Below are 26,118 nucleotides of genomic sequence, written 5' to 3'. Positions count from 1 at the left end.
TACAATTTAAAAATAACTAAATTTAATGGAAAATAATTATGCTAGAAGATTATATTAAATTTCCACAACGTAAAATAAAAAAGAGCTATCGTTCCGTCATTGGGCATTTCCCTAGCATAAAAAATGGTAAATCAATTATTTATGAATCCTTATTAGAAAGAGCCTGCTATTTATCATTAGAATTTGATGAAAGTGTTTTTGCGTATTATGAACAGCCTCAAATTGAAATTGATTTTAGAAATAGACATTTGACATATAGTTTAGATTGTTACATTCAAAGGGCCAAAGAAACAGGTTTAAAAGATACGATTGTTGAAGTAAAATATTCAAATGAACTTGAAAAAAATAAAGAATACTTTGCAGAAAAATTTGAAGCTACAAAAGTGTTTGCTAAAGAAAATGATTTAGAATTTGATGTATTTACTGAACTTTCATATAGTAAAGAATATATAGAAAATTTAGACTTTTTATATAGGTATAAAGAAAATCCAATTGAACATAAATATGAAAAAGAAATATTAGATGTTCTTAAAGAGACAATAAAACTAGCTGCATTTGATTTAGTGCAAAAAATTACATCTAATCCAAAAGAGTATGCAATAGTTTCTAATAATATTTGGTCATTGGTTTCAAATGGTAAATTAAAATCAGATTTATTTAGTGATGAACTTACAATGGAGTCTTTAGTGGAGTTGAACAATGGCTAATGTAATTTCCTTTGATATTGATAGTAAAATTTTTTACCAAGATGTAGAGTATGTTATAAAAGGTTATCCTTCTTTAAGTGAGGTGCTTCTCAAGAAATTAAATAAACCATATAATGAAAAAATTGTTAAAGTTAATGATTTAATTAGTGACCCTAAAAATATAAAAAAAAGAACAAAAGAATTAGTTGATACTGAACAAAAGGAATTAAATAAGGCAAGTGAACGATTTAAAATTATTGAACCCTTATTAGACATTGAAAATAGAACAGCGAATGATGTTCAAAAAGTTGCTAAGAAAAATAAAAAAGGCATTGCTACAATATATAGATGGCTTAATACTTATGAACAATATAAGACAATAAGTTCACTAGCCTCTAGAAGAGAATTTTGTGGAGGAAAAGGAAAAAGTAGATTAGATGAATCTGTTAATACAATAATCAATAGTGTAATTGAAGAGATGTATCTACATAAACAACAATATCCTTTACAAGATATTTATGAGCAAATTGTCTATAAATGTCAGAATATAGAACTAAAAGCACCCGCAAAAAATACTATAAGAAATAGAATAAATGCTCTACATCCAAAAATTATTGCAAAATATAGAAATGGAATAAGAGTAAATGAAACTAGAGGAATGCCAAATAAATTCCCAGATGTGAAAATGCCTTTGGATATTATTCAAATTGATCATACTAAAGTTGATGTTATCTTAGTTGATGAAGAAAATAGAGAACCCATTGGAAGACCTTTTATTACTGTTGCAATTGATGTATATAGTAGGATGATGTATGGCTTTTATATCTCTTTAGAAGCACCTAGTTATTTTAGTGTAGGGCAATGTTTATTAAATGCAATTTTACCAAAGGATGAATTATTAGCAAAATATAAAGTTGAGGGAGAATACCCTGTTTATGGATTACCTAGAAAGGTTCATATGGACAATGGTAAGGACTTTACATCGATTAGTTTACGTAATTTTTGTCAAGAATTTAGAATAGAAGATAGGTATCGTCCAGTTGCTAGACCAGAGTTTGGTGGTGCAGTTGAAAGAGTTTTGGGTACATATATGAAAAAAATGCATGTCTTACCAGGTACTACTAGATCTAATATCTTTAAAAAAGGAAGTTATGATTCTGAAGCAGAAGCTGCCATGACTATAGATGAACTTGAAGAATGGTATTTAGATTTTGTAATAAATGTTTATCATAAAACTGAACATAGCTCAATATTCATGACACCTGAAGAAAAATTTTATCAAGGTTTATATGGGGTGGGTAAAGAAAAATCAATCCCATTTTTACCAACAGTTCCAACAAATACTTTAAAACTTAGAATGGCATTACTACCTCAAATAAAACGTACCGTTCAGAAAAATGGTATTACAATTGATTACATTACTTACTTTTCAGAATCACTTAGAAAGTGGATTATCCCTTCTCAATATAAAAAATTAAAACCCGAGCTAAAAAATGAGGTTATCTGCAGACGTGACCCAAGAGATATTAGTAAAATATATGTATATGATGAAGATATTAATGAATACATAACTATTCCATATGCAGATATAAGAAAACCTCAAATGAATTTATCAGAATTAAGAGAAGCAATATCTGAAGCAAAAAGACAGGTTACCGGAAGAGAACTTGAACCACATGATATTTTTGAAGCAAAAGAGAGACTTAGACAAAAAGTTGAAGCAGCAAAAAGAGAGAAAAAATCTGTAAGACGTAAAAAAAGTTCAAAAAGACATCAAGAGAAAACTTTAAAAATGGAAAAAGAGCAAATAGATTATAAAGAAACACAAACTCAACCCATACATTTAGATTCTTCTGTTAAAGAGGAAGATGATGATGGTTATGATATTTATCCAATAGGTTAACAAATGAATGAACGTAACTTAACACAAGAAGCCTTTAACTACTTAGATAAAAGTGATGAAGAGAGAATCTTATACTGTAAAAAAGATAAATGGATTGGATATGGTGCAGCGGTTAAGCTTCTTGAATTTTTAGAAGATAAGTTTGAAGACCCACCACAAATAAGACATGAGGGAGTCTTAATTTATGGTGATTCTATAAATGGTAAAACAGCAATTTTAAAAAAAATGTATGATTTACATAAAAGTACCTTGGAACCTATTGAGAATGAAAATGGAATTACTTATGATATCCCTATTATTTATTTTCAAGCCCCTACAACTCCCGATGAGAGTAAGTTATACACTCGTATTTTAAATGAATTATGTGTTCCTCATAAAGCAGTTGATAAAGTTGCAGTAAAAGAAAAACTTGCAAAGCATTATTTGAAAAAACTAGGAACAAAAATGATTTTAGTCGATGAAATACATAGTGCTTTAACAGGAAATTTAAACAAACAACGTACTTTCATAGATGATTTAAAACAACTAAGTAATAGTTTGTCCTTAACCATTGTTTTAGCAGGTACAAGAACTGCGCATTCTGCTTTATCTATAGGAGAAGAAACAGCCACAAGATTTCCATCAATTGAACTTCCTAGATGGAACAATGATAGAAAATATCGTTCTTTTGTGGCAACATATGAGAGATGTTTACCTTTAAAAGAAGCTTCAAATATGGCAGATAATCCAGAAATTATGAATGCACTTTTTCATCAGTCTGAAGGACTTATAGGTATGACAGTAAATCTGCTGAAAAAAGCTGCTGTAAAAGCTATTAAATCTAAGCGTGAATATATAAAGGTTGAAGATATAGGTTACTTACCAAAGTTATAAAATGAAAAAACAAAAAAGAAATAGAGACTGGGTTCAAGACTATTTCTTTTTAATTATACCAAGACCATTAAAAGATGAATTACTTAGTTCTTGGTTGACACGTATGGCAATAGATCATAGAAGAAGTTTATCTGAATTTATTTCTTTATTTATTCGGCATGAGGGCAGTGCTATATCAAGGACAGATTTAGATTTTTTATATGATGAAAAGCTATTTAATCACTTAGCTCAAAAAAGTCAGCTCTCGAAAAAAGAAATATTTAGTCTTTCCTTACATAGTGAAGAAGGTCATTTATTTTTATGTGATGAAAATACTTTATATCCACCTTTGCAAATTAGAAAACTAACAGACAAAAGAACTCACAATGGGTTAATGTATTGTCCTAAATGTCTGGCAGAAGATAAAATACCTTATTTTAGAAAAAAATGGAGATATAACTTTTATAATGCTTGCCCAAAACATAAAATATTTTTAACAGATAGATGTTGGCGATGTTATAATAAAATTAGTTTGCCAAAAATAAAACATAAAAAAGAACTTTGTATTTGTTACAACTGTGAAAAGGATTTAAGAGAAAGTGTTACTATGCCTATTCATTCAAATTATGAATATGGATTGAAAGCTATCAAGTGGTTTGAAAAAGGATTGAGTAGAGGTTTTTTTGTGATAAATAAACAAAAAATAAAATCAGTATTTGTTTTTGAAAGTTTAACTTATCTTAGATTTTTACTTGATAGCAAAGAAAAGTTAAATTTAGAAAAATTCCCTTTATTAGAAGAGTATAAAACTATTTGTAAAAAACTTGATAGATACAATTCAAAAAAAACTTTATCTATAAAAAAAGAGTTTATTTTAACCTCTATGGTTTATTATCTTTTTCAAAACTATCCTAAAAACCTTGTGGCTTTTTCAAGAGATAATCATTTGACACATAGGGAGTTTTTTCATGGCTTTAGAAATATACCTTTTTGGTATAAAGAGATGATAGATGAGCTTATACCTATGCAAAATAAAATTGGAAGAGAAATAAGTGAAAGTGAAGTATTAGGGGCTATTAAATATCTTAAGAATCAAGGTAATGTTGTCAATCAAATTAGTGTTGCAGAAATAGTTGGATGCCATTTTTCAATTCATAAAGGTTTTGTAAAAATTTATAAAAAATACACAATAAATAATATTTTGCCAAAAAAACAAAGATATTAATCTGTGAAATTTATAGATATATGTATCTATTTTTTTAACAGATATCATTTATATAGATATTTCTATCTATAAATTTTATAGATTTTAAAGTTAGATAAAGGAATAAAATCGATAAATATTTTATGAGAGAATATGTTAATTGAAATAGAAGTCTACAGATTAATCTTTCCTAATAATCCAGCATACCATTTAGCTAGTTGGATCTCATCTAAGTTTTCATTCCTTTCATGATTTTTTTTAGTAAATTTTGGATTAGCTTTTTTATAATTCATTACAATATCTGGGATAGAGTTATTATCTTTAAAATATAAATTTATAAAAAAGTCAAAGGTATTATTTGTAATAACTGAATCAGAGATTATTACCCAAGAAGAGGCAGCTGAAGAGGGGTAATTTTCTAATTCTAATAATCCGACATAAAACTTCTCATACTTAAATGTTGCAGTTAAATATTGTCTAGTTCTTTTGTTCATTTTACATTTAGGATTTATTTTTTTCTCTCCAGCCTTTTCGATTAAAAATTCAGGTAAGTTTTTTACTTCACTTAACGTAAAGTTTTTAATAGTAGATTGTTGTTTTAAAAATTCCATATATTGTCTAAATACAACAAAATTATCTATCTCATTTAAAGGTCTATTTTCTTCCTTGTCAAATTCACTTGAGATTATAACTCGTCTAGTAGCCTTGTCTCCTTTTGAAGAAGATTCAGTAAGACTTTGATCTACCTTATCATTGTTATCTTGCTCTTGGTATATCTTTAGTAAATCTTTTATAATATCTTTTGTTTGTGTTTCATGTTCTATTTCAATATTTAGTAAACTTCCACAGCTTTTTTTTCTATCTTTTCGATGCTGTGTACTAGTGTGTTTTTTATTTGCATCTTTTACTTTTAGTATCTCTGTCGTTTCTTCTGGAATTTCTCTATCAACTTTTGATAAGTTTTCTAAATCCTCAAGGTCTGTTATTATTTTATTTTGTTCAACTATTTTTGTGAATTTATCAAATCCTATATCAGAATTATCATTAGTGATTTCATGTATAAAATAGTACTCTTCCTTTGTTTCTTTATTAGTAACAAGGCTTACTCTTGTCTCTATTTTAAACTTCTCTTTTACAGGAAAATTTATTTTTAAATGAACTCCATCAATTTCTTCATCTAAATCATGCTCTCTCATATACTTTAAATAGTGATGAATATATTTACTTATATTCTCAAATTCATTCTGTGCCATTGGTTGACAGGCATATCTATGAATAAACGCTGCATCTTCATCTGTTCTTGGAGTTGGTAAAACAATTTTTGCATCAGCTCTATTATCATTACACATAACATATAAACTTTCAATATTACAATCTAAAGCAGCCTCTCTCATTTCAGAGAATCTAAAATAATAATAAATTCCTATGGCATAGTGAGGAATGATGATTTTTATATTATCTTGTTCAATTAAATAACAGTTAATAAACCTTGCAGTATCTAAGTATTTGTAATTCCATCCTAATAAAGTTCCAATAGTTTTTTTATCTAATAACTCATTGAGTTTTTTTTCTATTGAATTATTTATTAAAGAGGAATCAATGGTAAAAATCTTTTCAAAGATTTCTTTACTTGGATTAGATTCTGTTTTTTCACCATTTTTAAAAGATTTATAAAGAGGAAAATGGGTAAATAAAAGTTCTGGAGATACTTGATAAGTGAAAACTTCACTTTTAGACATGTTTTTTACTACAACTTCATAATGACTGTTCCCAAACTTATCTTCATCAAGTATTAGTTTTAAAGGAAATAAAAATTTAAAAGTATCATCTGGATTATCTGACATAAAATCTGGAATGATACTTTTACCTTTAGACATATTAAATTAAACTTCCATTATCAAAGTTTATTTTACATATTATCACTTTTTATTTCCTATTATCATTTTTTATTGCTTCTGACATCTCACATTTATATACATATGTAAAATATCAATAGCAGCTGGTGTAACTCCTGAAATATTACTTGCATTGAACAATGTAGGTGGATTAAACTTGATAAGTTTTTCAACTACTTCATTTGATAATCCGGGGATTGTTTTATAGTCAAACTCTTCAGGTATCGTCATTTGAAGCATTTTTTTCATTTTTTCTATCTGTTTTTTCTGTTTTGCTACGTATCTGTAATATTTTGCTTCTATGATTATTTGTTCTTTTAAATAATCTTCAACGTCTGCTAAACTTCGAACCAATTTATCAAATTTTGCAGAGTCAATAGTGTTTCTTCCTACAATATCTATTAGAAGAGCTCTATCTTTGATTCTCTCTTCTCCTAAACTTTCAAGCAGTTCAAGATTCTCTTTTTTTGAAGTGAACCATTCATTTGACATAAATTCAACGGCATCATTTATAGTTTTTCTTTTATGTTCTACTTTTTCCATCTGCTCGTCTGAGATTAAGCCAAAGTTATATCCGTATTGAGAAAGTCTTAAATCAGCACTCTCTTCTCTTAAAAGAAGTCTGTATTCGGCTCGGCTTGTAAACATTCTATAAGGTTCATTTGTCCCTTTTGTAACTAAATCATCAATTAAAACACCGATATATGCTTCATCACGTCTAAGTATAAAAGGCTCTTTATTATCAATAGCAAGTGCTGCGTTGATTCCTGCCATAAGTCCTTGAGAAGCTGCTTCTTCATAACCTGTGGTTGCATTTATTTGTCCTGCATGGTAAAGGTTATTTATCTTTTTCGTTTCAAGGGTATGTTTTAACTCGGTTGGATCTACATAATCATACTCAATAGCATATCCGTATCTGATGATTCTTGCATTTTCAAGCCCTTTGATTGAGTGAATCATCTCTTTTTGAACATCTATTGGAAGAGAACTTGAAAGACCGTTTATATAGTATTCCGTACGCATTTCAGTTTGAGGCTCTAAAAATAGTTGATGTCTCTCTCTTTCGCTAAATCTGTTTACTTTGTCTTCTATACTTGGACAGTATCTAGGTCCTAATCCCTCAATTTGACCGGTAAAAAGAGGAGCTCTGTGAAAATTACTTGTTATGGTATCGTGGGTACTTAAATTTGTATATGTGATATAACACGGAAGTTGAGTAGGGTTAAAACTTTTTTTATCTGTTCTAAATGAAAAAGGTGTCGGTTTTTCATCTCCTCCGTGTTTTTGCATTTCATCAAAGTTTATAGAGTTTGCATCTACTCTTGAAGGTGTTCCTGTTTTTAGTCTTCCTACTTTTAATCCTAACTCTTTTAATTGTATTGACAGAGTTGAAGATGGAAGTTCCCAAGCTCTTCCTGCTTCATATTTGTTCTCACCTATGTGAATAAGTCCTCTCATAAAAGTTCCTGTTGTAAGGATTACTTTTTTTGCTTTGAACTCTTCTGTTAGTTTTGTTTTTACTCCGTAAACGTTGTTGTCTTTTACTAAAAGCTGCGTTACTTCATCTTGGTAGACTTCAAGATTAGGTGTATTGTGACAAACTTTTCTCATATATGTTCTATATTTGTCCATATCTATTTGGGCTCTGCTTCCTTGTACTGCAGCACCTTTTGAAGCATTCAAAATTCTAAACTGAATACCTGCATTATCGGTACAAAGTCCCATCTCTCCACCAATAGCATCCAGTTCTCTTACTAAATGTCCTTTTGCCAGTCCGCCGATTGCGGGATTACAGCTGGCAGCTCCTATTTGTTCAACAAGCATTGTAATAAGCAGAGTTTTTTTACCCATTCTAGCAGCTACCAAAGAGGCTTCAATACCTGCATGACCTCCTCCTACTACTATTACGTCATATTCCATATTTTTCCTTAGGAAAAGTTTTTCTGTAAATGATTATTGTATTTATAATATTGCAAAGGTGGGTGTCATTTACTATAAAACTTTTTTATTTTCTATTAATTTATATTTTGTTTTATATCACTAAAATATTAAACTACTCTTTAGTCTTTATTTAATATTGAAAAGTTTAGTTTGATTTTTTGTTAGAAAGTGTAAAAATTGGCTTCTCAATAATTTTTCGGTATTATACCAAATATTTTAGATTTTCCAAACTATTTTGAAGGATTTTTTTTGTTTACAGGTTTAATTCGTGAAATGGCTGAGGTTATCAGCTTAAAAAACAGTTTTTTAACACTAAAAGCAAAATATAAAGCAAAGATTGGTGATTCTATTGCAGTAAACGGAGCATGTCTTACGGTTGTTAGAGTTTCAAGCGATACTTTTGCTGTTGAGTTATCTCCTGAGACACAAAGTATTTTAGCAATGGAAAACTACAGAAACAGAGTTCATATTGAACCTGCTATGATGATGGGTGATAGATTTGAAGGTCATATCGTCCAAGGTCATGTGGATTGTTTAGGTACGATTAAGAGTATAAATAAAAACGGAAATTCAACAGATTTTATAATTTCTCTTCCAAGTGAATATTCAAAATATATTATTCCCAAAGGAAGTATAACAATAGACGGTGTCTCTTTGACTGTAAATGAGGTTTTAAAAGATGCTTTTAGATTAACAATTATTCCCCATACTATAAAAAATACGCTTTTTGAAAGCTATAAAATAGGTTCAAAAGTAAATTTGGAGACTGATATGTTTGCAAGATATATTTATAATATGTTTAAACCCTCAGATTCAAAAGAGGACTTAACTTGGGATAAAGTTGACAGGATAATGGCTACATATTAAGATAATAAAACTCTTCTAAGCTCTTCTATCTCTTTTGGTTCGGTTTGACAGCAGCCGCCTATAAGTTTTGCACCTTGCGTTTTCCAAAGATGTGCCATTTTTGCAAACTCTTTTTCATCTGTTTTTGCATCTTCCCAATTTTTTGTTAGAGGATTATATTTAAAACCGCCGTTTGGATAGACTACTATAGGTTTATTGCTTACGCTTTTTATCTCTTTGATCAAAGAAGAGATATATTTAGGTGAAGTACAGTTTATTCCTATTGCACTTATTTGCTCTTTTGTATCTAAATATTTTGCACACTCTTTTATTTTTGTTCCGTCATTTATATGAAGATTATCTTTTGCACTAAAACAGATCCATGAAGGGATATTTTTATACTCTTTTAAAATTTCGGCTAATATTTTTGCTTCTTCAAAAGATGGGATTGTCTCTATTGCAAAAATATCGGGATTTGTTGAAGCTATTATTTCAACTCTTCTTTTATGAAAATTTTTTAATTGTTCTTTTGAGATATTATATTTTCCCGTATATTCGGCTCCATTTGCTAAAAAAGCACCGTAAGGACCGATTGAAGCTGCAACTAAAGGTTTTATTCTCTTTTTTTTATTTTTCTTTTCTTCCCAAAATTCATCTCTTGCCTTTCTTGCAAGTTCTATAGAGAGACAGATAAGTTCTTTGGCTTTTTGTCTGCTAAAGCCTTTTTTCTCAAAACCTTCTATGCTTGCTTGATAGCTTGAAGTTATTATTAAATCTGCTCCTGAGTCTAAATACTCTTTATGTACGGCTTTTATTGCATTTGGGTTTTCATCTAAAAGTTTTGCAGACCAGAGAGAATCATTTATATTTAAGCCTTTTGTTTGAAGTCTTGTTCCAAGTGCCCCGTCTACGATTAAAACAGCTTGTTCTTTTAGAAGCTCTTCTAATTTATTCATTTTTTAGGGCTTTTTTCTTCTTTAGGCTCTTTTACTTGTTTATATACAAAAAAAGATTTCTGTTTTAATACATTTGCATAAGGAATAATTGTAGCTTCTTGAATATCTTGGATTTTTTTGATTGATTCGACTTTCCCTACTTTTAAACCTTCAAAAAATATATTATCCATACCTGAAGTTATTACTTCATCCCCTTTTTTTATATCAAACCAAATTGGAACATATTTTGCTATTAGTTTATGTCCGTTTTTTGAGGGATGAATTATTCCGGGAGCCTTTTTATCTCCTATAAAAATTGCATAATTGCACTTTTCATTTCCGTTTAAAAGTGCTTTTGCTCTTCCTTTTTGATTTACTACGATACCCGCCGCGTATCCTTGTGAAATAAGACCTAAAATAGAGTCGTCCTCTTTTTTCATATCTAGCCAAACTTTTGTAAAATTATCAAAATCAATATATGATAAAACCTTTACAAATTTTACTTGGTCTGTCGTAGAGTTTGGATTATTTACTGTTTTTAGAATTGAATCAAGTTCATTACTTGTTGATTCATAAAGAATTTTATACGGTCTTAACTCTTTATTCTCTTCTTGTAACTCTTGTATTGTCGTAACTTGTTTAAAATATTTTTCAGTAGTCTCTTGCAGAGAAACAATTATATTTATATATGTTTTTTTGATTTTGTCAAAAGGATTGAAAGTTCTTGCAATCATCTCATCTACCTCAAAGAGGTATCCAAGAGAGATTGCCAAGAAAAGAATGAAGAATATAAATTTATTCATTAGAAATTAATTTTAATAATGCATCCTGATCTAATACATTGCTTGTACCGTAAGCAACTGCTAATAAAGGTTCATCGGCAACACTTACGGGAAGTTTGATAATATCTGCTAAATATTTGTCTAAACCTCTGATTAAAGCTCCTCCACCTGTTAAAATTACACCGTTATCTACAATATCACTTGCCAAATCAGGCGGCATCTCTTCAAGTACCGCTCTTACGGCAGATACAATCTCTCTTAAAGGCTCTTTTATAGCAGTTCTAACACCTTCACTACCTAATTCGATAGTTGAAAGAAGACCTGAGTTGTCTCTACCTTTTACTTTGATTTTAAGTTCTTGTTCTTGTTTAATTGCAGAACCAATCTCTATTTTGATATTTTCTGCAGTTCTTTCACCGATATAAAGATTATAGTTTTGTCTTACATATTCCATAATAGCTTTATCGAATCTATCACCCGCAACTTTTATTGATCGACATAAAACAAGTCCTCCCAAAGAGGTAACTCCGATTTCTGTAGTACCTCCACCTATATCAACAACAACATATCCTGACGGATCTGAAACAGGAATACCTGCTCCGATTGCCGCAGCCATAGGTTCTTCTACAAGAAATACTTCTCTAGCTCCTGCACTTAGAGCCGACTCTTTTACCGCTTTTTTCTCAACTTGTGTAATTCCGTAAGGAATACAGATGATGATTCTCGGTCTTATAAAAGATTTTCTAGAGTGAGCTTTTTCAATAAAATATCGAATCATTCTCTCTGTCATTTCAAAGTCTGCTATAACTCCGTCTTTCATCGGTCTTACAGCCGTAATATTTAGCGGAGTTTTACCAATCATTTGTTTGGCTTCTTGTCCCACAGCCAATATTTTATCTTTTCCATATCTATCGTTTTGTACTGCCACAACAGAAGGTTCATTTATAATAATCCCTTTCCCTCTTGTTGAGACAACAGTATTTGCAGTTCCCAGGTCTATTGCCATATCATTTGAAAACATTCCAATTAACTTGTCTAATAACATTTATATCCCTTCTTTAAGCTATTTTTGGCTCTTTCTCTTTAGTTACAACTTCTTTTGTAATAATCACTTTTTTATTCTTGAACTTAGGTAAATCGTACATAATATCTAACATAATATCTTCTAAAATCGATCTTAATCCTCTTGCTCCTGTTTTTCTCTCAATAGCAAGTTTTGCAATCTCTTTTAAAGCAGCTTTTTCAAACTCTAATTCCACACCGTCAAGTTTGAAAAGTTGAATATACTGTTTTACAAGAGCATTTTTAGGTTCAGTTAGTATATGAACCATATCATCTTCACTAATTTCATTTAAAGTAGCTATCATATGAAGTCTTCCTATAAGTTCGGGAATAAGTCCATATTTAACTAAGTCATGTGCATCTACGTCAGAAATTAAGGTCTCATCATTTTTACTTTTTTTCTCTTGATTGAAACCTAAAACGTTTCCGCCTTTTTTCTTTTTTATTATCTCTTCTAGTCCGTCAAAAGCTCCACCGCAGATAAATAAAATATTTGTAGTATCTACTTGAATCGCATCTTGTCCCGGATGTTTTCTTCCCCCTTTTGGAGGAACGTTTACAACAGAACCTTCAACAATTTTAAGCAAGGCTTGTTGTACTCCTTCTCCTGAAACATCTCTTGTGATAGATCTGTTTTCGCTCATTCTTGCTACTTTATCTACTTCATCGATAAAGATAATTCCCGATTGAGCTTTTTCCACATCACCGTTTGCAGCTTGAAGAAGTCTTGTTACTACATTCTCTACATCATCTCCCACATAACCTGCTTCAGTAAGTGAAGTCGCATCGGCAATTGCTAAAGGTACATCAAGATATTTTGCAATTGTTTGAGCTAAAAGAGTTTTCCCTGAACCTGTAGGTCCTATTAGAAGTACGTTTGATTTGTTAATTTCAATATCATCTTCTAATTCGTCTTTTCTAAAAATTCTTTTATAATGGTTATAAACCGCAACTGAAAGAACTTTCTTAGCTCTGTTTTGTCCTATTACGTAATCATCTAAAATCTCTTTTAATTGAGCCGGAGTTTTCAGCTCAAAAGAGGGTTTCTCTTTTTTTACTTCTTGGTTTTCTTCTTTATCTTGCTCTTCTTTTGCTCCACTCATTATCTCATGGGCAGCATTTACGCAAGCTTTGCAAATACAAGCATTGTCCCCGGATATTATCGGGTTCTCAGGAGTGTCTGGCGCTCCACAAAAATCACATTCAAGTCGACTCATAAAAATATATTCTCCTATTTTCTGTTAAAAGGTATTCCTCTTTTTGTTGAAATAACAAAATCTGCAAGTTCATGAACATACTTATTGTTGTTTGTCTCAAGTAGTTCTTTTGCTACGTCTGCTATTGCATTTCCGGATTCAAAAATTGCTTTATAAGCTCTTTTTATTTCATCTATATCTTCTCTGTTTTTAAATCTTCTTCTAAGTCCTGTTAAGTTTAGTCCTCTTAAAACTGCTCTGTTACCTTCTGCAAGGCAGAAAGGAGGAATATCCTGAGTTAATACGGAACCTCCTGCAATCATAACATTTGAACCAACTTTGCAAAATTGGTGTATAGGGGTTAATCCGCCTACTACAACATTATCTGCTATTTCCACATGACCTGCAAGTGTTGCAACGTTTGCAAATATACAGTTGTTTCCTACCATTACGTCATGGGCAACATGGGTATATCCCATAAAAAGGTTGTTGTCTCCTATTTTAGTGATACTTCCGCCACCTTTTGTTCCTGGATTAAAAAGCGTATACTCTCTTATTTTATTGCTGTTTCCTATAATCAGTTCAACATCTTCTCCACTGAATTTTAAATCTTGTGGGATACTTCCTATTGTAGCATGTGAGAAAATTTCATTTTTTTCTCCGATAGTTGTTTTCCCTTCAATCAAAGTATGAGAACCGATTGTCGTACCGTTACCTATCTTTACGTTTTTACCTATTACCGTATAGGCACCAATTGTTATATTATCACCTAGCTTTGCACCATCTTCTATTATTGCTGTTTTGTGAATATTATTCATTTTTTACCTATATTATTTATCAACAATCATAGCTTTAAGTTCTGCTTCTGCGACTAATGAATCATCTACGTAAGCTTTACCGTCAAGTACAATAAGTGTTCCTCTTAATTTTTTTACATCAATTCTATATTCTAATTTGTCACCTGGTTTTACGGGGTTTCTAAATTTTGCTTTATCAATACTCATAAAATAGATTACTTTATGTTTTAACTCTTCATTTGTAAGGTCATTGCTTTTTAATGCTAATACTCCTCCTGCTTGAGCCATACCTTCTAAAATTAATACTCCCGGATATATTGGATGACCTGGAAAGTGACCCATAAATGCAGGTTCACTAATAGAAATATTTTTATACCCGATAATATTTTTGCCTTTTTCCATTTCAGTAACTCTATCTACCAAAAGGAAAGGGTATCTATGGGGTAAAATTTCTTGAATTTCCGTTATATCTAACATTCTTTGTATCCTATATCTTTATATTCTTCTATATATTTTAAAAATCATACATTTTATCTAAAAATTTATTAGTTTTGGATTATTTCCGCTACATTTTCGGAACTGCCGTTTTTTAAATACTCTCTTAGTATTTGTGAATTTTTTAGATAGTTTTCTCTGTTCATATTATTATACTCAGTTAAAAGATTTTCTACAGTTACATCTTCTTGTAAAAACTCTTTGTGAATAGCTTTTTTACCCATTTTTTCAAAGAAAATATTTGCTAATCCGATATAAGGCAATTTTACAAATTTTCTTCCTATAAAATAATCAAGTTTTTTTGCTATATAACTTAATACAAAAGGAGTTCCTATAATTGCAGCTTCCAAAGTGGCAGTTCCTGAGCAGATAAAACCGAATTCTGCCTCTTTTAAACTTTTGTGGGCATCTTTTGAAATTTCAAAGTTAGAGATATCTCCGTATATTTTTTTTATATACTCTTCTTCAAACTTTGAAGGAACTACAAGAATATGTTTTTTATCAGTGATTTTTTTGCTAAGTTCCCTGAAAACAGGCATATGGTTTATTATTTCGGTTTTTCTGCTTCCTGGCATATAAACGATTTTGTCGCTTTTTTCAAGAGTTGTTTTATACTCTTTTATCTCATCTAATAAAGGATGTCCTACATAAGTTATTTTATTTTTGTCATTATAAATTTCACTCTCAAAAGGCAAAATTGAACAAAGCTTATCACAATACTTTTCCAACTTTAAAACTCTTTTTTTCTTCCATGCCCAAGCTTGGGGTAAAATATAATAAATAATCTCTTTTTCAGGGTAAGTCTCTTTTATTTTTTTTGCCAAAGGAAGATTAAAACCTGAACTGTCCATAAGTAAAACTTTGTCGCACTCTTTTGCAAGTTTAACCATCTCATCTCTTAATTGAAAGAAAAATCTCAGTTTTTTTAGTGCATCTACAAAACCCATAATCGCAAGTTTCGTAAGATCATAAGCAGGAGTTCCCAATTCTTTGTCAAAAACACCTACTAATTGGATATCTTTATTTAAATGTTTAATAAGCTCTTTTAGATGTATATTAGATGAAGTCTCCATAGCACAGACTAAAAGCTTCATACAATAACCTCTTTTACATCCTCATAAACGGTAGAATCCAGTTCTATTTCGTATTTCCCGTCTATTACTTCGTCTACAACGACTATTGTAGAAAGACCGTAAGGGTTTTTTGTAATATTGTCTCTGATATTTAATTCAGATTCAAATGTAGGCGGATGAAAGATTAAATCTTTCACGCATTTGTATGAGCTGTTTCCTATCTCGTTAAAAATGCTAAGACTTAGTATTTTTACTTCATCTCTGTTTAAATAGTGAATTTCATCTTTTTCATAAACTATTCTACCGTTCATTCTTTTTTTTGCCAAAGTCGAATAACATAAAAAATATGAAGGAACGATTTTTTTATCGATTTTTGTCGTACCGCTTAAAAGTCTATAATTTAAAAATCTCTGTTTTATGATTTTAAAAGGTATACCTTTTTCTTCTAACTCATCTCTTTTTTTATAGAGTTCCAAACGACTCTCTATTGATTCGGGCAGAATCTGATTTGAAATAGGTGAAAACATCTCATCCATAATCTTTTTTTGTTGCTCCCTTTGTGCAGTTAATCCAAAAAGACAACCACAATAATTTTGTCTATATAAAGAGTTCTCTTTTACAAGTTCTCCTTGTTTTTGAGTTCCGTTTGCGCTTCTATAATCTCTAAAAATAAATTGACAGTTATATTTCTGTTCTAACTCTTTTCCTATTCTTTCTAACTTATCCTGAGATTTTTTCGGTGAGATTAATAGTGTTGACGTAAATTTGTCATGACCAAGCTCTACTGCTTTTTTCACACTTGTTTCTAATCTGTCATCAAAACAGACCGTACATCTGTCACCTTTTTCAGGTTCATTTTCCAAACCTTTTACTTTTTTTAGCCACTCTTCAAGATTATAAGGACCTTCTAATAATTTGATTCCAAGTTTTTTACATGAATATTCGACATCATGGTATCTTAGTCTATATTCATTATAAGGATGAATATTGGGATCATAAAAGAAACCTACAATCTCTTCATTAGGAAACTCTTCTTGAATCCTCATTAAAAAATAGTGAGAATCTACCGCGCAACAGATATGAACTAACAATTATAACCTTTAATTATATATTTTATCGTTTTTCAGTATTATAGTGAAATTTTTTAAAACAAAGGATAAGAGATAAAAAAATTACTCTTTTTTATAACTATTTTATTGTCTTTTTCTGCTTGCTCTTTTAATCAACCCAAAGTTGTATCCAGTGCAACTATTTTGATAAAAACTCCAAATCTAAAATATTATGACAGGGGTTTTATCTCTATATACAATAACTATACCCAAGTAGAGATTTTAAGTGCGGGAACAACAATTTTAAGACTAAAAATGTATAAAGACAGAATTTGCAGAGATACTTTTGAATGCCAGACTTTCAGCTCTTTTAATAAAGAGTTCTTAAGTAGTGAGTATAAAGATACTTTTATAAAAGAACTTTTTGAAAAAAGAGAAAAGAAGACTCTTTTTAGGGATGAAAAAAATAGAATCTTAATTAAAATTATAAGAGACTAGATTTTTCTTTGTTTTAGTTTTGCATATCCTGCTTTAATAAGTTTAAGAAGAGGCGCTCTATATGATTTAAATACATATTTTTTAATTTCATAAGCCAATCTTCCTTTTACATGAAATAAATTATATATATTTCCTGCTGCATATTTACCTCCAAGAGCTATAAGTACCCCTTCAAGTTTCGGTTTGCAAGTTATAAGTTTTTTATTTTTGATAAGATTCAAAATATTTTTACCTGCATTTGTTCCGCTGATTCTTGCAATTGTTACATTAGGAGGCATAATTTCTCCTGCACTGTTTCTTATCTCTGCCATATCTCCTATAGCAAAAATATTTTCATATTTGTCCGTTTGCATAAACTCGTTTACTACAATCTGACCTTTATTGTTTTTTTCTACATTAAGCTCTTCTGTTATTTTTGAAGCTTCTACTCCACCTGTAAAAATTAAAAAAGAGTATTTTATTTTTGTTCCGTTTGTAAGATAAGCAAAACCCTCTTCGCATTTTTGAAGTTTTGTATTTGTGATTACGTTAATTCCAAGCTCTTTTAATCTGTTATTTGAAATTCTGATTAACTCAGGAGATAATCCGGGTAAAATAGTATCGGGACTGCTAATAATCGAAATTTTCATATTATCGCAGCTAAAATTGCCTCTTTTGAAAAATTTTCTTGAATTGTATGCCATCTCTGCTGCAATTTCAACTCCCGAAAGACCTGCACCTACAACTACTATATGAGTATCTTCACACTGCTTAGCTTCGTCTTTTATTTTTTTGAAAAGTTCATTTTCAAAACTCTGTTTAAAATACATAGCTCTATGAAGTTTTTTGATATCATCTGCATTATTAAGCCCCGCAATGGCAGAAGGGAAATATGTTCTCGTACCTGCTGCTAGAATCAAATAATCAAAATCAACTATCTCTTTCTCTTCTGTGTATATTTTTTTCTCTTGTTGGTCGATTTTCCGAACTTTTAAATTCTTATACTCTAAGTATGGATGGTTTAATCCCAAACAAAGCGTGGTTAAATCGACTGTAACATCAGCGATTGTAGATTTGTTTGCAATTAAATCATAAACTTCGGGTTGTAAATTGTGAAAAGTGTGTTTATCTATTAACGTAATTTTTATGTTTTTATTTTTAACTAATTCTCTTAAAGCATAGAGACCTGCATAGCCCCCACCAATAATAACGACTTTTTCCATCGTAACATCCTTCTACATATCTATAATTTATTAGTTTTTATTTACATATAACATACCTTTGCCAAATAGTGAATGACAAAATTGTATAATTGTTTCACATTTAGAAATTTTGTGTAGATAAATAACACATTAACGGAAGTTTAAAATTAACTACAGACTTTTTTAGTAAAATAGCGAAAAAAATGAGGAAAAGAAATAATGAAATATGTAGGAGCACATGTAAGCGCAAGCGGTGGAGTTTATAATGCCCCGATAAATGCTGTAGCAATAGGAGCAAAAGCTTTTGCTTTGTTTACGAAAAATCAAAGACAATGGAAAGCAAAAGAGTTAGACAGTAAAACTATAGACAAATGGTTTGAAGAACTGGAAAAAAGTAAAATTCAAGCTAAACATATTTTGCCACATGATAGTTATCTGATAAATTTAGGACATCCCGAAGAGGAGAAAAGAGAAAAATCTTTAGATGGCTTTATCCATGAATTACAACGTTGTGAAATTTTAAAATTAGATAGATTAAACTTCCATCCAGGAAGTCATTTAAGAAAAATAAGCGAAGAGCAGTGCCTTGACAGAATTGCTTTATCAATGAATCAGGCGATTGACGCCACAAAGGATGTAAAACTTGTGATAGAAAATACCGCAGGACAGGGAAGTAACCTTGGATATAAATTTGAACATTTAGCTTATCTTATAGATAAAATAGAAGATAAAAGCAGAGTAGGCGTTTGTATAGATACCTGTCATATGTTTACAGCCGGATATGATATAAGAACACGTGAAGCTTACGATAAAACTTGGAAAGAGTTTGATGAAATAGTAGGAAGAGAGTATTTAATGGGAATGCACTTAAATGACTCAAAACCTGAATTAGGAAGTAAAGTTGATAGACACGACTCTTTAGGAAAAGGGAAAATAGGCTGGGATGCTTTTAAATTTATAATGAATGATGAAAGAATGGATGATATTCCTTTGATTTTAGAAACTATTGATGAAACAATTTGGGCACAAGAAATTAAAGGCTTATATGATTTGGTAGAAAAATAATTAGTTTAAAAGAGACTGTTTAAAAATCTGTGTCAAGTAACTAATTGTAACTAAAGTTACACCTCTAAAAAATCATCTAACCTTCCCTCGAAAAATATTGCTAACTGAGAGAGAGTTAGATTCCAGTTTCTAACTGGCATTGTCCATTTTTCACTTGCATTTTGTATCCCCATATATAATAATTTTAATAAAGAATTTTCATTTGGAAATGCTCCTTTTGTTTTTGTTAGTTTCCTAAATTGTCTATGAACAGACTCAATAATATTGGTCGTATAAATCACTTTTCTAATTTCAGGTGGATACTTAAAATAAACAGATAGATTTTCCCATTTATTATGCCAAGATTGAAGTACAATAGGATATTTTTTACCCCATTTCTCATCAAGTTTTAGAAGTTCGTCTTCTGCTATCTCTTTTGATACTGCTTGATAAACAGGTTTTAAATCTTTCATAAATTCTTTATGGTTTTTAGAAGCAACATATTTCATTGAATTTCTAATTTGATGAATAATACATAGTTGTACTTCTGTTTTTGGAAATATTGTTTTTATTGCTTCAGGGAAGCCTTTTAAACCATCTACACTTGCAATAAGTATATCTTGCAATCCTCTGTTGTTTAAATCACTTAAAACACTAAGCCAGAAGTTTGCACCTTCACTCTCACTTAGATAAAGTCCAAGTATCTCTTTTTTACCATCTAAACGAAGTCCTAAAACAGTATAAACTGCTTTTGACACATATTTACCACCATCCTTGATTTTATAATGGATTGCATCTAACCATACAAAAGGATAAATTGTTTCTAATGGTCTACTTTGCCATGCTTTTACTTTATCAATAATCTTATCCGTAATTGCACTTATTGTTGCAGTTGATAATTCTACTCTATATATCTCTTCAATATGTTTAATTATATCTCTATAGCTTAATCCTAAGCCATACATTGAAATTATTCTTTCTTCTATTTCATTTGAAATTGTTGTTTGATTTTTCTTTACTAGTTGTGGTTCAAAAGATCCTGCTCTATCTCTTGGTGTATTTAGTTCAAATGTTCCATCTGTTGATTTTATTGTTTTAGATGTTTTACCATTTTTCCTATTCTTATTTCCTGATAATACATCATCTTTTATATGAGATTCTACTTCTGCTTCTAATGCAGCTTCCACTAATTGTTTTACTAAGGGAGCAAGTACACCATCTTTCCCACTTATTTTTTTACCAGCTAAAAGTTGTTGAACTGCTTCATTAAAATCAAACTCTGTTTCTTTTTTCATTGTCAATCCTTGATATTATTTTATCAGATTGACACAGAATTTTTAACACTCCCGTTTAAAAAAGCTTTTTTATCTTTATTTAGAGGTAAAAAGTTTTTTTAGTGATCTTCTTCTTTTAATTTAATACTGATATCCTCGTTTTCAAGTAATAAAAACTCAACATTTTTTAAATGCCCAAAAATATTATATAGTTTTAAAAGCTCTCTTGTTTCTATAAAAGAAGAGTACATTGCTTTTGATTTTTTTATTAGTATTTTATTTTTTTCAATTTTATATTCTTTATAACATATATTAAATTGTAAATTTTCTTTTTCTAATAAAGAAATTAAATATTCCATTTTTATTCCTAAAGTTTAATTACCTTGTTATAACAAGTTGTTTAAAAGATTTTATCGTTATAAAATTTAATTTTAACTTATTATAACAAGGTAAAGTAAGGCGTGAGGGATATAGACAAGTTTGATATAGAACAATTTCATAAAAAAATAGGTGAAAATGTAAAGAGACTCAGAAAAGAAAAAGGTCTTAGTCAATTAGCTCTTTCTCATGCAATAGGACACAAGAGTGTAAGTATCATATCAAATGCAGAAATTTTTCATAAAGGGTGTCATTTTAATTTAGAACATTTAGCAAAGATTGCTTATGTTTTAGATGTTGATATGTCAGAATTTTTTAAATAATTTTATTCTTCTTTTAATTTAATACTAATATCCTCATTTTCAAGTAATAAAAACTCAACATTTTTTAAATCTGCAAATACTTCATATAACCGCAACATCTCTTTTGTTCCTATTGCAGACGAAATTAGCTCTTTTGACTTCCTAATTAGAATAAAATTATCATATACTTCATAGTTGTTATAACATCGATTTAAAGGTAAGTTTTGGTTTTCAAGAAGTGTAAGAAGTTGTTTCATATTTGACCTTGAGATAGAAAAAATCATAAATTTGTAAAAATATTATTGATTCCCTATAGGGAATAAAAAAGAAATTCTAACTCTATTAAACTTACAAAAAACTTTCACTATAGGGAATAATATGCTACTTCATTTAGATATTGACGATGAAGAAATAGAGAATTTTCATAAAAAAATTGCCTGTAATATTAAAAGAATCAGAAAAGAAAAAAATATCTCTCAAACAGAGTTAGCACTTCGAATTGGACACAAATCCGTTAGTATGTTAGGCAAGATTGAAGCCGGACTTGAGAATAAACACTATAATATTGAACAGCTATACAAGATTTCAAAAGCATTAGATGTAGATATCAAAGAGTTTTTTTAAATTAAACTATTTCATCTACTTCAAAATCATAATAATCAGCTAAAGAGCTTGACATAAAATCTTTATACTCTTTTGAGATAATTTCATAATTTAACTTAACAAGCTCATTATTTAGGCTTATTTCTTTAAAATTCATTTGATACAGATGCTCAAATTTAGGAACAATATCTTTTACGGTTGTTGTTGTAAAAAAATCGTCTGGATTAAATGCTTTTTTCTCTTTTTTCATTTTTTTTCCTTTGCTTTGATGTTATATACAAATTATATTCCTTGAATTAAGTAGTTATGAAATTAATTTAATTTTTACATAAAGTAAAAGTTATAAAATGCCTCACGATTAATTAAAATGAAGGATATTTTTATGGCAAAAATAGGTATTTTAGTTGCAAGCTCAAACAATAATTTAAAGCTTGGTAAAAAGTTTGTAGAGCTTGCAAAAGAGCAAAACATAGAGACTGAACTTATTGATTTGGTAAGTTTGAATCTACCTTTATATAATACTATTGAAGAGGAAAAAAACGGGATTCCTCAAGCGGCAAAAGATTTATCAAAAAAAATAGTTGATTTAAAAGCTTTTATCGTGATTGCTCCTGAATACAACGGAGTTATGCCTTCTGTCTTAAACAATGCAATAGCTTGGACATCAAGAGCAACAGAAGACTGGAGAGATGCTTTTAACGAAAAGTTTGTAGGATTAGCAACGCACAGCGGCGGCGGAGGAACAAAAGTTCTTCAAGCAATGAGAATTCAGTTTCAACACTTAGGTGCGAATATTTTGGCAAGAGAAATTTTAACAAGTTACGACAAACCTCTAAATGAAGAGAGTGCAAACAATATGATTTCTCAACTTGGAAAACTTTCAGAGATATAATCTTTGAAAGTTTTCAATAGATTTTTCAAAAAATGAGATATAATATCATTTACAATTAAAAATAGAAGGTTCTATGGAACATATCCTGACTGCACTTATTCCAATCTTTTTACTTATTTTAACAGGGTTCTCTTTTAAAAAGATAGACTTCCCCTCTGCCGAATTTTGGAAAAATGCAGATAAACTGACATACTTTGTATTAATGCCTTCTTTACTTGTTTATAAGCTTTCAACAGCAAATTTAGAAAATCTTGAAGCCTTTGATTTCGTATTAACGGGACTTTTGGCATTGGTTTTTGTTTTAATTTTATCTATTGTTTTAAAATTTAAAATGAATACTCAAGGAGCCCCTTTTAGTTCTGTCGTTCAAGGGGCGATTAGATTTAATACGTATGTTTTTTTAGGACTTGTATCTGCTATTTTGGGAGACAAAGGTATTGCTCTTGCAGCTTTACTTATAACTTTTGCGATTCCTGCAATAAATGTAATATGTATTACGGTTTTTGCTTTTTATGTAAATGATACAAAAGCAACCTTTTTGGGAATGATTAAATCAATTATTAAAAACCCTTTGATTTTGGCATGCTTACTTGGAGGAAGTATAAACTATTTTGATATTTATACTCCTATAATTGCAGTTAAATTTATAGAAATATTAAGTGCCTCTGCACTTCCTTTAGGACTTTTGTCTATTGGTTTTGCCCTTGATTTAAGTTCTATAAAAGAGGCAAAAACAGAATTAATAGTATCATCAATTTTAAAACTTGTAATTATGCCTTTAACTATGTTTGTTATAGGAAAACTGTTCTCTTTAGAACCGTTTCTATTGACTATTTTAATTATTTTCGGGGCAATGCCTACTGCCTCTTCATCTTTTATTTTAGCAAGACAATTAGGCGGAGATACAAAATTGATGGCATCAATTATTACTTTTGAAACACTATTTTCACTATTTACCGTATCATTTATTTTAGGTTTCCTTCAATATCTTAACTAGAAAACTAGTTATAGATTATATATTTTGATAGATTACCTTTAACATAATTGTAGTAAGATATTAATATTTTAAATCCTTGGAGTCTCTTATATGATTTTTTTAGTTTTAGTAGCAATAGTAGCCATTATCGTAATAACTTTAAATATGATTGATAATTCTAATCTAGAAAAAATTGAAAACCATTTTAAAGATAAAAACTGTAAAAATATAGTTTATTCAAAGGGAAGTTACAAAGGAATTTGCAACGATCAAGTTATGGAAATAGACAACGGTTTTGAAGTAAATTTGAAAGATGATAAAAAAGTAATAAAATTAAAAGATATAAAAAAAATAGATGACAGAGCTTTAACAATTATTATAAATGATGATTATGAGATAGAGTTTAAAGATAAAAAAAATAAAGAACTCTTCTATAAAAATTTAAAGGAAAAATTAAATCAATGAATGAGATTATAGATTATATCAAGTCTAAAAATGTTGAAAAAACAAACTTTTTTAAACATCTTAAATGTTCAAAAGAGGAAGCAAAAATTTTACAATATATTACAAAAGAGTATATAAGCGGAAGAGATACTTTAATTGTAATTGATATTTTAGCTGAGTTTTATGATGTGAAAAATTATGAACATTTAAATCACATTCATGAAATAAAGTCCCTTTTAGGACTTGGTTGGCTTGTTCAAAATGGATTTGACCATATGAAATTAAGTGAAATGTCCCAACTGGAACTTTTAAATTCACCCGTAACTCTATCTCCTGCATATTTAAAATTTTTAGAAAGAGGCTCTTTAGATTTTGTATTGCCTGAGATAAAAAGTTACGGCGATCATTTGGAATATCTGCAAGATCAGTTTTTTAAAATAGATTTGGCTCAACAGTTAAATCTAGTAAAAAGAAATTTTGATGAAAATTCTCCAAATATAAATAGATTGAAAACAAAACTTACGCTTTTGGAAAATAGAATAAAAGATAGAGTGAAAGAGACAACCAGTCAAATTTTGCTTGAAGATTTTTTTAAAAGTAATAATCTAAACGAACATGAACAAATGCTCTTTTTGGCTCTGCTAAAAGAGGAATATGCAGGAGGAGACGGAACAATTAGAGATATGAACTCTTTAATTGATTTGATATCAAGCGATGATTATGAAAAGATAAAAAACAGAAGTCTGCTTGAAGACGGCTCAACTCTTATCTCAAACGGTTTGGTTGATTATGATGAGGTTTTAACTCCTTTTGGAGGAATAAACAGAAGTTTTTATATTCCCGATGATATTTTATATAAGATCTCTCATCCTACAAAAAAGAAAAGTTCAAACAGAAAAGTAAAGTTAGATACCTTGATAAAAGATCAGGATATGTTTGAACTGGTATCAACAAACAAATCTTTAGATGACGTAATCTTAAATGATAAAACAAGAGATATTTTAAATTCACTTTTAAAGCAAATGGATAAAGAGGTATTTAACCGTTTAAAAGAGTGGGGAATAAAAGATAAAAGAAGAGGAATAGAAGCAAGAATTATCTTCTATGGAGTCGCTGGAACAGGTAAAACTTTGACTGCACTTGCTTTTGCCAAATCTTTGAAAAAACAGATTTTAAGTTTTGACTGTTCTAAGATTTTATCGATGTATGTGGGTGAGAGTGAGAAAAACGTAAGAGCAATTTTCGATAAATATTATGAAATAAGAGATAGAAGTAAAACAGAGCCTGTTCTTCTTTTAAATGAAGCAGACCAATTTTTAAGTGCAAGAACTACAACAAGTACAAGCGGTAGTGAAAAAATGCACAATCAGATGCAAAATATATTTTTAGAACAGATTGAAAGGTTCGACGGAATACTTATTGCAACGACAAATCTATTAGAATCACTTGACAAAGCCTTTTCTAGAAGATTCAATTACAAAATTGAATTTACAAAACCGACATTGAATCAAAGAGTTCAATTATGGAATAAACTTTTACCTGAAAATCTTCCCTTGGAAGAGGGGTTTGATATAAATAAACTAGCAGAGCATGAACTTACAGGTGGGCAAATAGAGATGGTTATAAAAAATACTGCATTTAAAATAGCAGTTGATGATGAGCCTCTTTTTACCGTAAAAGCTTTTGAAGAGCAGATTCAAAAAGAGAAAAAAGGTAACTTTGATTCTGAAAACAAAGTAGGTTTTTTTAGTTAGACCACTTTAAAAAAATTAATAGTTACTTAATAATTTTTTTTGTTTGATACTTTTAG

The 26,118-nt window shown here is 29.7% G+C and carries 28 protein-coding genes; 13 read left to right on the top strand and 15 right to left on the bottom strand.

Annotated elements, in window-relative coordinates; genetic code table 11:
- Nucleotides 1-38 precede the first annotated feature (38 nt).
- The 4 genes from AANAER_RS14250 to AANAER_RS14235 are packed head-to-tail and all read left to right on the top strand — an operon-like array spanning nt 39 to nt 4,666.
- Nucleotides 39-707 (top strand): TnsA endonuclease N-terminal domain-containing protein, encoded by a 669-nt coding sequence (locus AANAER_RS14250; protein ID WP_129083021.1) that lies wholly within the window; start codon nt 39-41, stop codon nt 705-707.
- A complete protein-coding gene (locus AANAER_RS14245; RefSeq protein WP_129083022.1) occupies nt 700-2,589 on the top strand; it encodes a Mu transposase C-terminal domain-containing protein in 1,890 nt (629 codons plus the stop codon). The genes AANAER_RS14250 and AANAER_RS14245 overlap by 8 nt, the downstream gene beginning before the upstream one ends.
- Before the next feature lie 3 nt (nt 2,590-2,592).
- Nucleotides 2,593-3,462, top strand: a complete 870-nt coding sequence (locus AANAER_RS14240) for a TniB family NTP-binding protein (protein WP_129083023.1) — start codon at nt 2,593-2,595, stop codon at nt 3,460-3,462.
- Nucleotide 3,463: 1 nt separating this feature from the next.
- On the top strand, nt 3,464-4,666 hold the full coding sequence (locus tag AANAER_RS14235; protein ID WP_129083024.1) for a TniQ family protein: 1,203 nt from the start codon (nt 3,464-3,466) through the stop codon (nt 4,664-4,666).
- Nucleotides 4,667-4,818: 152 nt separating this feature from the next.
- Here AANAER_RS14235 and AANAER_RS14230 read toward each other — a convergent pair whose 3' ends face one another.
- Both AANAER_RS14230 and mnmG read right to left on the bottom strand, forming a co-directional pair.
- Nucleotides 4,819-6,489, bottom strand: a complete 1,671-nt coding sequence (locus tag AANAER_RS14230; protein ID WP_140544122.1) for a hypothetical protein — start codon at nt 6,487-6,489, stop codon at nt 4,819-4,821.
- A 102-nt stretch (nt 6,490-6,591) separates the two neighbouring features.
- Nucleotides 6,592-8,460, bottom strand: coding sequence for a tRNA uridine-5-carboxymethylaminomethyl(34) synthesis enzyme MnmG (mnmG, locus tag AANAER_RS14225; protein ID WP_129083026.1), 1,869 nt, complete (start codon nt 8,458-8,460; stop codon nt 6,592-6,594).
- Nucleotides 8,461-8,730: 270 nt separating this feature from the next.
- On the opposite strand from mnmG, the gene AANAER_RS14220 reads away from it, so the two are divergent.
- Entirely contained in the window at nt 8,731-9,348 is a 618-nt protein-coding gene (locus AANAER_RS14220; RefSeq protein ID WP_129083027.1) for a riboflavin synthase, read from the top strand.
- On the opposite strand, the gene mmuM is transcribed toward AANAER_RS14220, so the two are convergent.
- The 8 genes from mmuM to AANAER_RS14180 all read right to left on the bottom strand — a co-directional run bounded on the left by mmuM (nt 9,345) and on the right by AANAER_RS14180 (nt 16,758).
- Nucleotides 9,345-10,283: a homocysteine S-methyltransferase gene (gene mmuM / locus AANAER_RS14215; protein ID WP_129083028.1), complete on the bottom strand. Its 939-nt coding sequence runs from the start codon at nt 10,281-10,283 to the stop codon at nt 9,345-9,347. The genes AANAER_RS14220 and mmuM overlap by 4 nt on opposite strands.
- Entirely contained in the window at nt 10,280-11,065 is a 786-nt protein-coding gene (mreC, locus tag AANAER_RS14210) for a rod shape-determining protein MreC (RefSeq protein WP_129083029.1), read from the bottom strand. The genes mmuM and mreC overlap by 4 nt, the downstream gene beginning before the upstream one ends.
- A complete protein-coding gene (locus tag AANAER_RS14205) occupies nt 11,058-12,089 on the bottom strand; it encodes a rod shape-determining protein (protein WP_044419351.1) in 1,032 nt (343 codons plus the stop codon). The genes mreC and AANAER_RS14205 overlap by 8 nt, the downstream gene beginning before the upstream one ends.
- 13 nt (nt 12,090-12,102) lie before the next feature.
- The gene (gene clpX / locus AANAER_RS14200; RefSeq protein ID WP_044419352.1) at nt 12,103-13,323 is read right to left on the bottom strand and encodes an ATP-dependent protease ATP-binding subunit ClpX; all 1,221 of its coding nucleotides are present in this window, start codon (nt 13,321-13,323) and stop codon (nt 12,103-12,105) included.
- A 14-nt stretch (nt 13,324-13,337) separates the two neighbouring features.
- Nucleotides 13,338-14,120, bottom strand: a complete 783-nt coding sequence (gene lpxA / locus AANAER_RS14195; RefSeq protein WP_129083030.1) for an acyl-ACP--UDP-N-acetylglucosamine O-acyltransferase — start codon at nt 14,118-14,120, stop codon at nt 13,338-13,340.
- Nucleotides 14,121-14,132: 12 nt separating this feature from the next.
- On the bottom strand, nt 14,133-14,576 hold the full coding sequence (gene fabZ / locus AANAER_RS14190; RefSeq protein ID WP_129083031.1) for a 3-hydroxyacyl-ACP dehydratase FabZ: 444 nt from the start codon (nt 14,574-14,576) through the stop codon (nt 14,133-14,135).
- Between the two features lie 68 nt (nt 14,577-14,644).
- Nucleotides 14,645-15,688 (bottom strand): lipid-A-disaccharide synthase, encoded by a 1,044-nt coding sequence (gene lpxB / locus AANAER_RS14185; protein ID WP_129083032.1) that lies wholly within the window; start codon nt 15,686-15,688, stop codon nt 14,645-14,647.
- Nucleotides 15,685-16,758: an epoxyqueuosine reductase QueH gene (locus AANAER_RS14180; protein ID WP_129083033.1), complete on the bottom strand. Its 1,074-nt coding sequence runs from the start codon at nt 16,756-16,758 to the stop codon at nt 15,685-15,687. The genes lpxB and AANAER_RS14180 overlap by 4 nt, the downstream gene beginning before the upstream one ends.
- Before the next feature lie 105 nt (nt 16,759-16,863).
- On the opposite strand from AANAER_RS14180, the gene AANAER_RS14175 reads away from it, so the two are divergent.
- Nucleotides 16,864-17,214, top strand: coding sequence for a hypothetical protein (locus AANAER_RS14175; RefSeq protein WP_228711185.1), 351 nt, complete (start codon nt 16,864-16,866; stop codon nt 17,212-17,214).
- On the opposite strand, the gene AANAER_RS14170 is transcribed toward AANAER_RS14175, so the two are convergent.
- Entirely contained in the window at nt 17,211-18,416 is a 1,206-nt protein-coding gene (locus AANAER_RS14170) for an NAD(P)/FAD-dependent oxidoreductase (protein ID WP_129083034.1), read from the bottom strand. The genes AANAER_RS14175 and AANAER_RS14170 overlap by 4 nt on opposite strands.
- Nucleotides 18,417-18,614: 198 nt before the next feature.
- Here AANAER_RS14170 and nfo point away from each other — a divergent pair, with 198 nt between their 5' ends.
- A complete protein-coding gene (gene nfo / locus AANAER_RS14165; RefSeq protein ID WP_129083035.1) occupies nt 18,615-19,460 on the top strand; it encodes a deoxyribonuclease IV in 846 nt (281 codons plus the stop codon).
- Between the two features lie 56 nt (nt 19,461-19,516).
- Here nfo and AANAER_RS14160 read toward each other — a convergent pair whose 3' ends face one another.
- Entirely contained in the window at nt 19,517-20,734 is a 1,218-nt protein-coding gene (locus AANAER_RS14160; RefSeq protein WP_129083082.1) for an IS256 family transposase, read from the bottom strand.
- A 98-nt stretch (nt 20,735-20,832) separates the two neighbouring features.
- Entirely contained in the window at nt 20,833-21,072 is a 240-nt protein-coding gene (locus tag AANAER_RS14155; protein WP_129082418.1) for a hypothetical protein, read from the bottom strand.
- A 102-nt stretch (nt 21,073-21,174) separates the two neighbouring features.
- Here AANAER_RS14155 and AANAER_RS14150 point away from each other — a divergent pair, with 102 nt between their 5' ends.
- The gene (locus tag AANAER_RS14150) at nt 21,175-21,414 is read left to right on the top strand and encodes a helix-turn-helix domain-containing protein (RefSeq protein WP_044419359.1); all 240 of its coding nucleotides are present in this window, start codon (nt 21,175-21,177) and stop codon (nt 21,412-21,414) included.
- Between the two features lie 2 nt (nt 21,415-21,416).
- Here AANAER_RS14150 and AANAER_RS14145 read toward each other — a convergent pair whose 3' ends face one another.
- Nucleotides 21,417-21,650 (bottom strand): hypothetical protein, encoded by a 234-nt coding sequence (locus tag AANAER_RS14145; protein WP_044419360.1) that lies wholly within the window; start codon nt 21,648-21,650, stop codon nt 21,417-21,419.
- 121 nt (nt 21,651-21,771) lie between these two features.
- Here AANAER_RS14145 and AANAER_RS14140 point away from each other — a divergent pair, with 121 nt between their 5' ends.
- Entirely contained in the window at nt 21,772-22,017 is a 246-nt protein-coding gene (locus AANAER_RS14140; protein WP_044419361.1) for a helix-turn-helix domain-containing protein, read from the top strand.
- 1 nt (nt 22,018) lies between these two features.
- On the opposite strand, the gene AANAER_RS14135 is transcribed toward AANAER_RS14140, so the two are convergent.
- Nucleotides 22,019-22,246 carry a hypothetical protein gene (locus AANAER_RS14135; RefSeq protein ID WP_044419362.1) on the bottom strand — a complete coding sequence of 76 codons (228 nt, stop codon included), beginning with the start codon at nt 22,244-22,246 and terminating at the stop codon, nt 22,019-22,021.
- A gap of 132 nt (nt 22,247-22,378) precedes the next feature.
- Here AANAER_RS14135 and AANAER_RS14130 point away from each other — a divergent pair, with 132 nt between their 5' ends.
- From AANAER_RS14130 to AANAER_RS14115, 4 genes are all read left to right on the top strand, one after another.
- Entirely contained in the window at nt 22,379-22,888 is a 510-nt protein-coding gene (locus AANAER_RS14130; protein ID WP_044419363.1) for an NADPH-dependent FMN reductase, read from the top strand.
- A 73-nt stretch (nt 22,889-22,961) separates the two neighbouring features.
- A complete protein-coding gene (locus tag AANAER_RS14125) occupies nt 22,962-23,885 on the top strand; it encodes an AEC family transporter (RefSeq protein ID WP_129082419.1) in 924 nt (307 codons plus the stop codon).
- A gap of 90 nt (nt 23,886-23,975) precedes the next feature.
- Nucleotides 23,976-24,329 carry a hypothetical protein gene (locus AANAER_RS14120; RefSeq protein ID WP_129082420.1) on the top strand — a complete coding sequence of 118 codons (354 nt, stop codon included), beginning with the start codon at nt 23,976-23,978 and terminating at the stop codon, nt 24,327-24,329.
- On the top strand, nt 24,326-26,062 hold the full coding sequence (locus tag AANAER_RS14115) for an ATP-binding protein (RefSeq protein ID WP_129082421.1): 1,737 nt from the start codon (nt 24,326-24,328) through the stop codon (nt 26,060-26,062). Before AANAER_RS14120 ends, AANAER_RS14115 begins: the two co-directional genes overlap by 4 nt.
- Nucleotides 26,063-26,118: the final 56 nt, after the last annotated feature.

This window comes from Halarcobacter anaerophilus (assembly GCF_006459125.1).
GTDB lineage: Bacteria > Campylobacterota > Campylobacteria > Campylobacterales > Arcobacteraceae > Halarcobacter > Halarcobacter anaerophilus.
This window is presented reverse-complemented; position numbering and strand designations above follow the sequence as displayed.

Bases quoted from the DNA above. Each gene is read 5' to 3' on its own strand.
- AANAER_RS14250 (WP_129083021.1), top strand. From the start codon at position 39: ATGCTAGAAGATTATATTAAATTTCCACAACGTAAAATAAAAAAGAGC.
- AANAER_RS14245 (WP_129083022.1), top strand. From the start codon at position 700: ATGGCTAATGTAATTTCCTTTGATATTGATAGTAAAATTTTTTACCAA.
- AANAER_RS14240 (WP_129083023.1), top strand. From the start codon at position 2,593: ATGAATGAACGTAACTTAACACAAGAAGCCTTTAACTACTTAGATAAA.
- AANAER_RS14235 (WP_129083024.1), top strand. From the start codon at position 3,464: ATGAAAAAACAAAAAAGAAATAGAGACTGGGTTCAAGACTATTTCTTT.
- AANAER_RS14230 (WP_140544122.1), bottom strand. From the start codon at position 6,489: ATGTCAGATAATCCAGATGATACTTTTAAATTTTTATTTCCTTTAAAA.
- mnmG (WP_129083026.1), bottom strand. From the start codon at position 8,460: ATGGAATATGACGTAATAGTAGTAGGAGGAGGTCATGCAGGTATTGAA.
- mmuM (WP_129083028.1), bottom strand. From the start codon at position 10,283: ATGAATAAATTAGAAGAGCTTCTAAAAGAACAAGCTGTTTTAATCGTA.
- mreC (WP_129083029.1), bottom strand. From the start codon at position 11,065: ATGAATAAATTTATATTCTTCATTCTTTTCTTGGCAATCTCTCTTGGA.
- AANAER_RS14205 (WP_044419351.1), bottom strand. From the start codon at position 12,089: ATGTTATTAGACAAGTTAATTGGAATGTTTTCAAATGATATGGCAATA.
- clpX (WP_044419352.1), bottom strand. From the start codon at position 13,323: ATGAGTCGACTTGAATGTGATTTTTGTGGAGCGCCAGACACTCCTGAG.
- lpxA (WP_129083030.1), bottom strand. From the start codon at position 14,120: ATGAATAATATTCACAAAACAGCAATAATAGAAGATGGTGCAAAGCTA.
- fabZ (WP_129083031.1), bottom strand. From the start codon at position 14,576: ATGTTAGATATAACGGAAATTCAAGAAATTTTACCCCATAGATACCCT.
- lpxB (WP_129083032.1), bottom strand. From the start codon at position 15,688: ATGAAGCTTTTAGTCTGTGCTATGGAGACTTCATCTAATATACATCTA.
- AANAER_RS14170 (WP_129083034.1), bottom strand. From the start codon at position 18,416: ATGGAAAAAGTCGTTATTATTGGTGGGGGCTATGCAGGTCTCTATGCT.
- nfo (WP_129083035.1), top strand. From the start codon at position 18,615: ATGAAATATGTAGGAGCACATGTAAGCGCAAGCGGTGGAGTTTATAAT.
- AANAER_RS14160 (WP_129083082.1), bottom strand. From the start codon at position 20,734: ATGAAAAAAGAAACAGAGTTTGATTTTAATGAAGCAGTTCAACAACTT.
- AANAER_RS14155 (WP_129082418.1), bottom strand. From the start codon at position 21,072: ATGGAATATTTAATTTCTTTATTAGAAAAAGAAAATTTACAATTTAAT.
- AANAER_RS14145 (WP_044419360.1), bottom strand. From the start codon at position 21,650: ATGAAACAACTTCTTACACTTCTTGAAAACCAAAACTTACCTTTAAAT.
- AANAER_RS14140 (WP_044419361.1), top strand. From the start codon at position 21,772: ATGCTACTTCATTTAGATATTGACGATGAAGAAATAGAGAATTTTCAT.
- AANAER_RS14135 (WP_044419362.1), bottom strand. From the start codon at position 22,246: ATGAAAAAAGAGAAAAAAGCATTTAATCCAGACGATTTTTTTACAACA.
- AANAER_RS14130 (WP_044419363.1), top strand. From the start codon at position 22,379: ATGGCAAAAATAGGTATTTTAGTTGCAAGCTCAAACAATAATTTAAAG.
- AANAER_RS14125 (WP_129082419.1), top strand. From the start codon at position 22,962: ATGGAACATATCCTGACTGCACTTATTCCAATCTTTTTACTTATTTTA.
- AANAER_RS14120 (WP_129082420.1), top strand. From the start codon at position 23,976: ATGATTTTTTTAGTTTTAGTAGCAATAGTAGCCATTATCGTAATAACT.
- AANAER_RS14115 (WP_129082421.1), top strand. From the start codon at position 24,326: ATGAATGAGATTATAGATTATATCAAGTCTAAAAATGTTGAAAAAACA.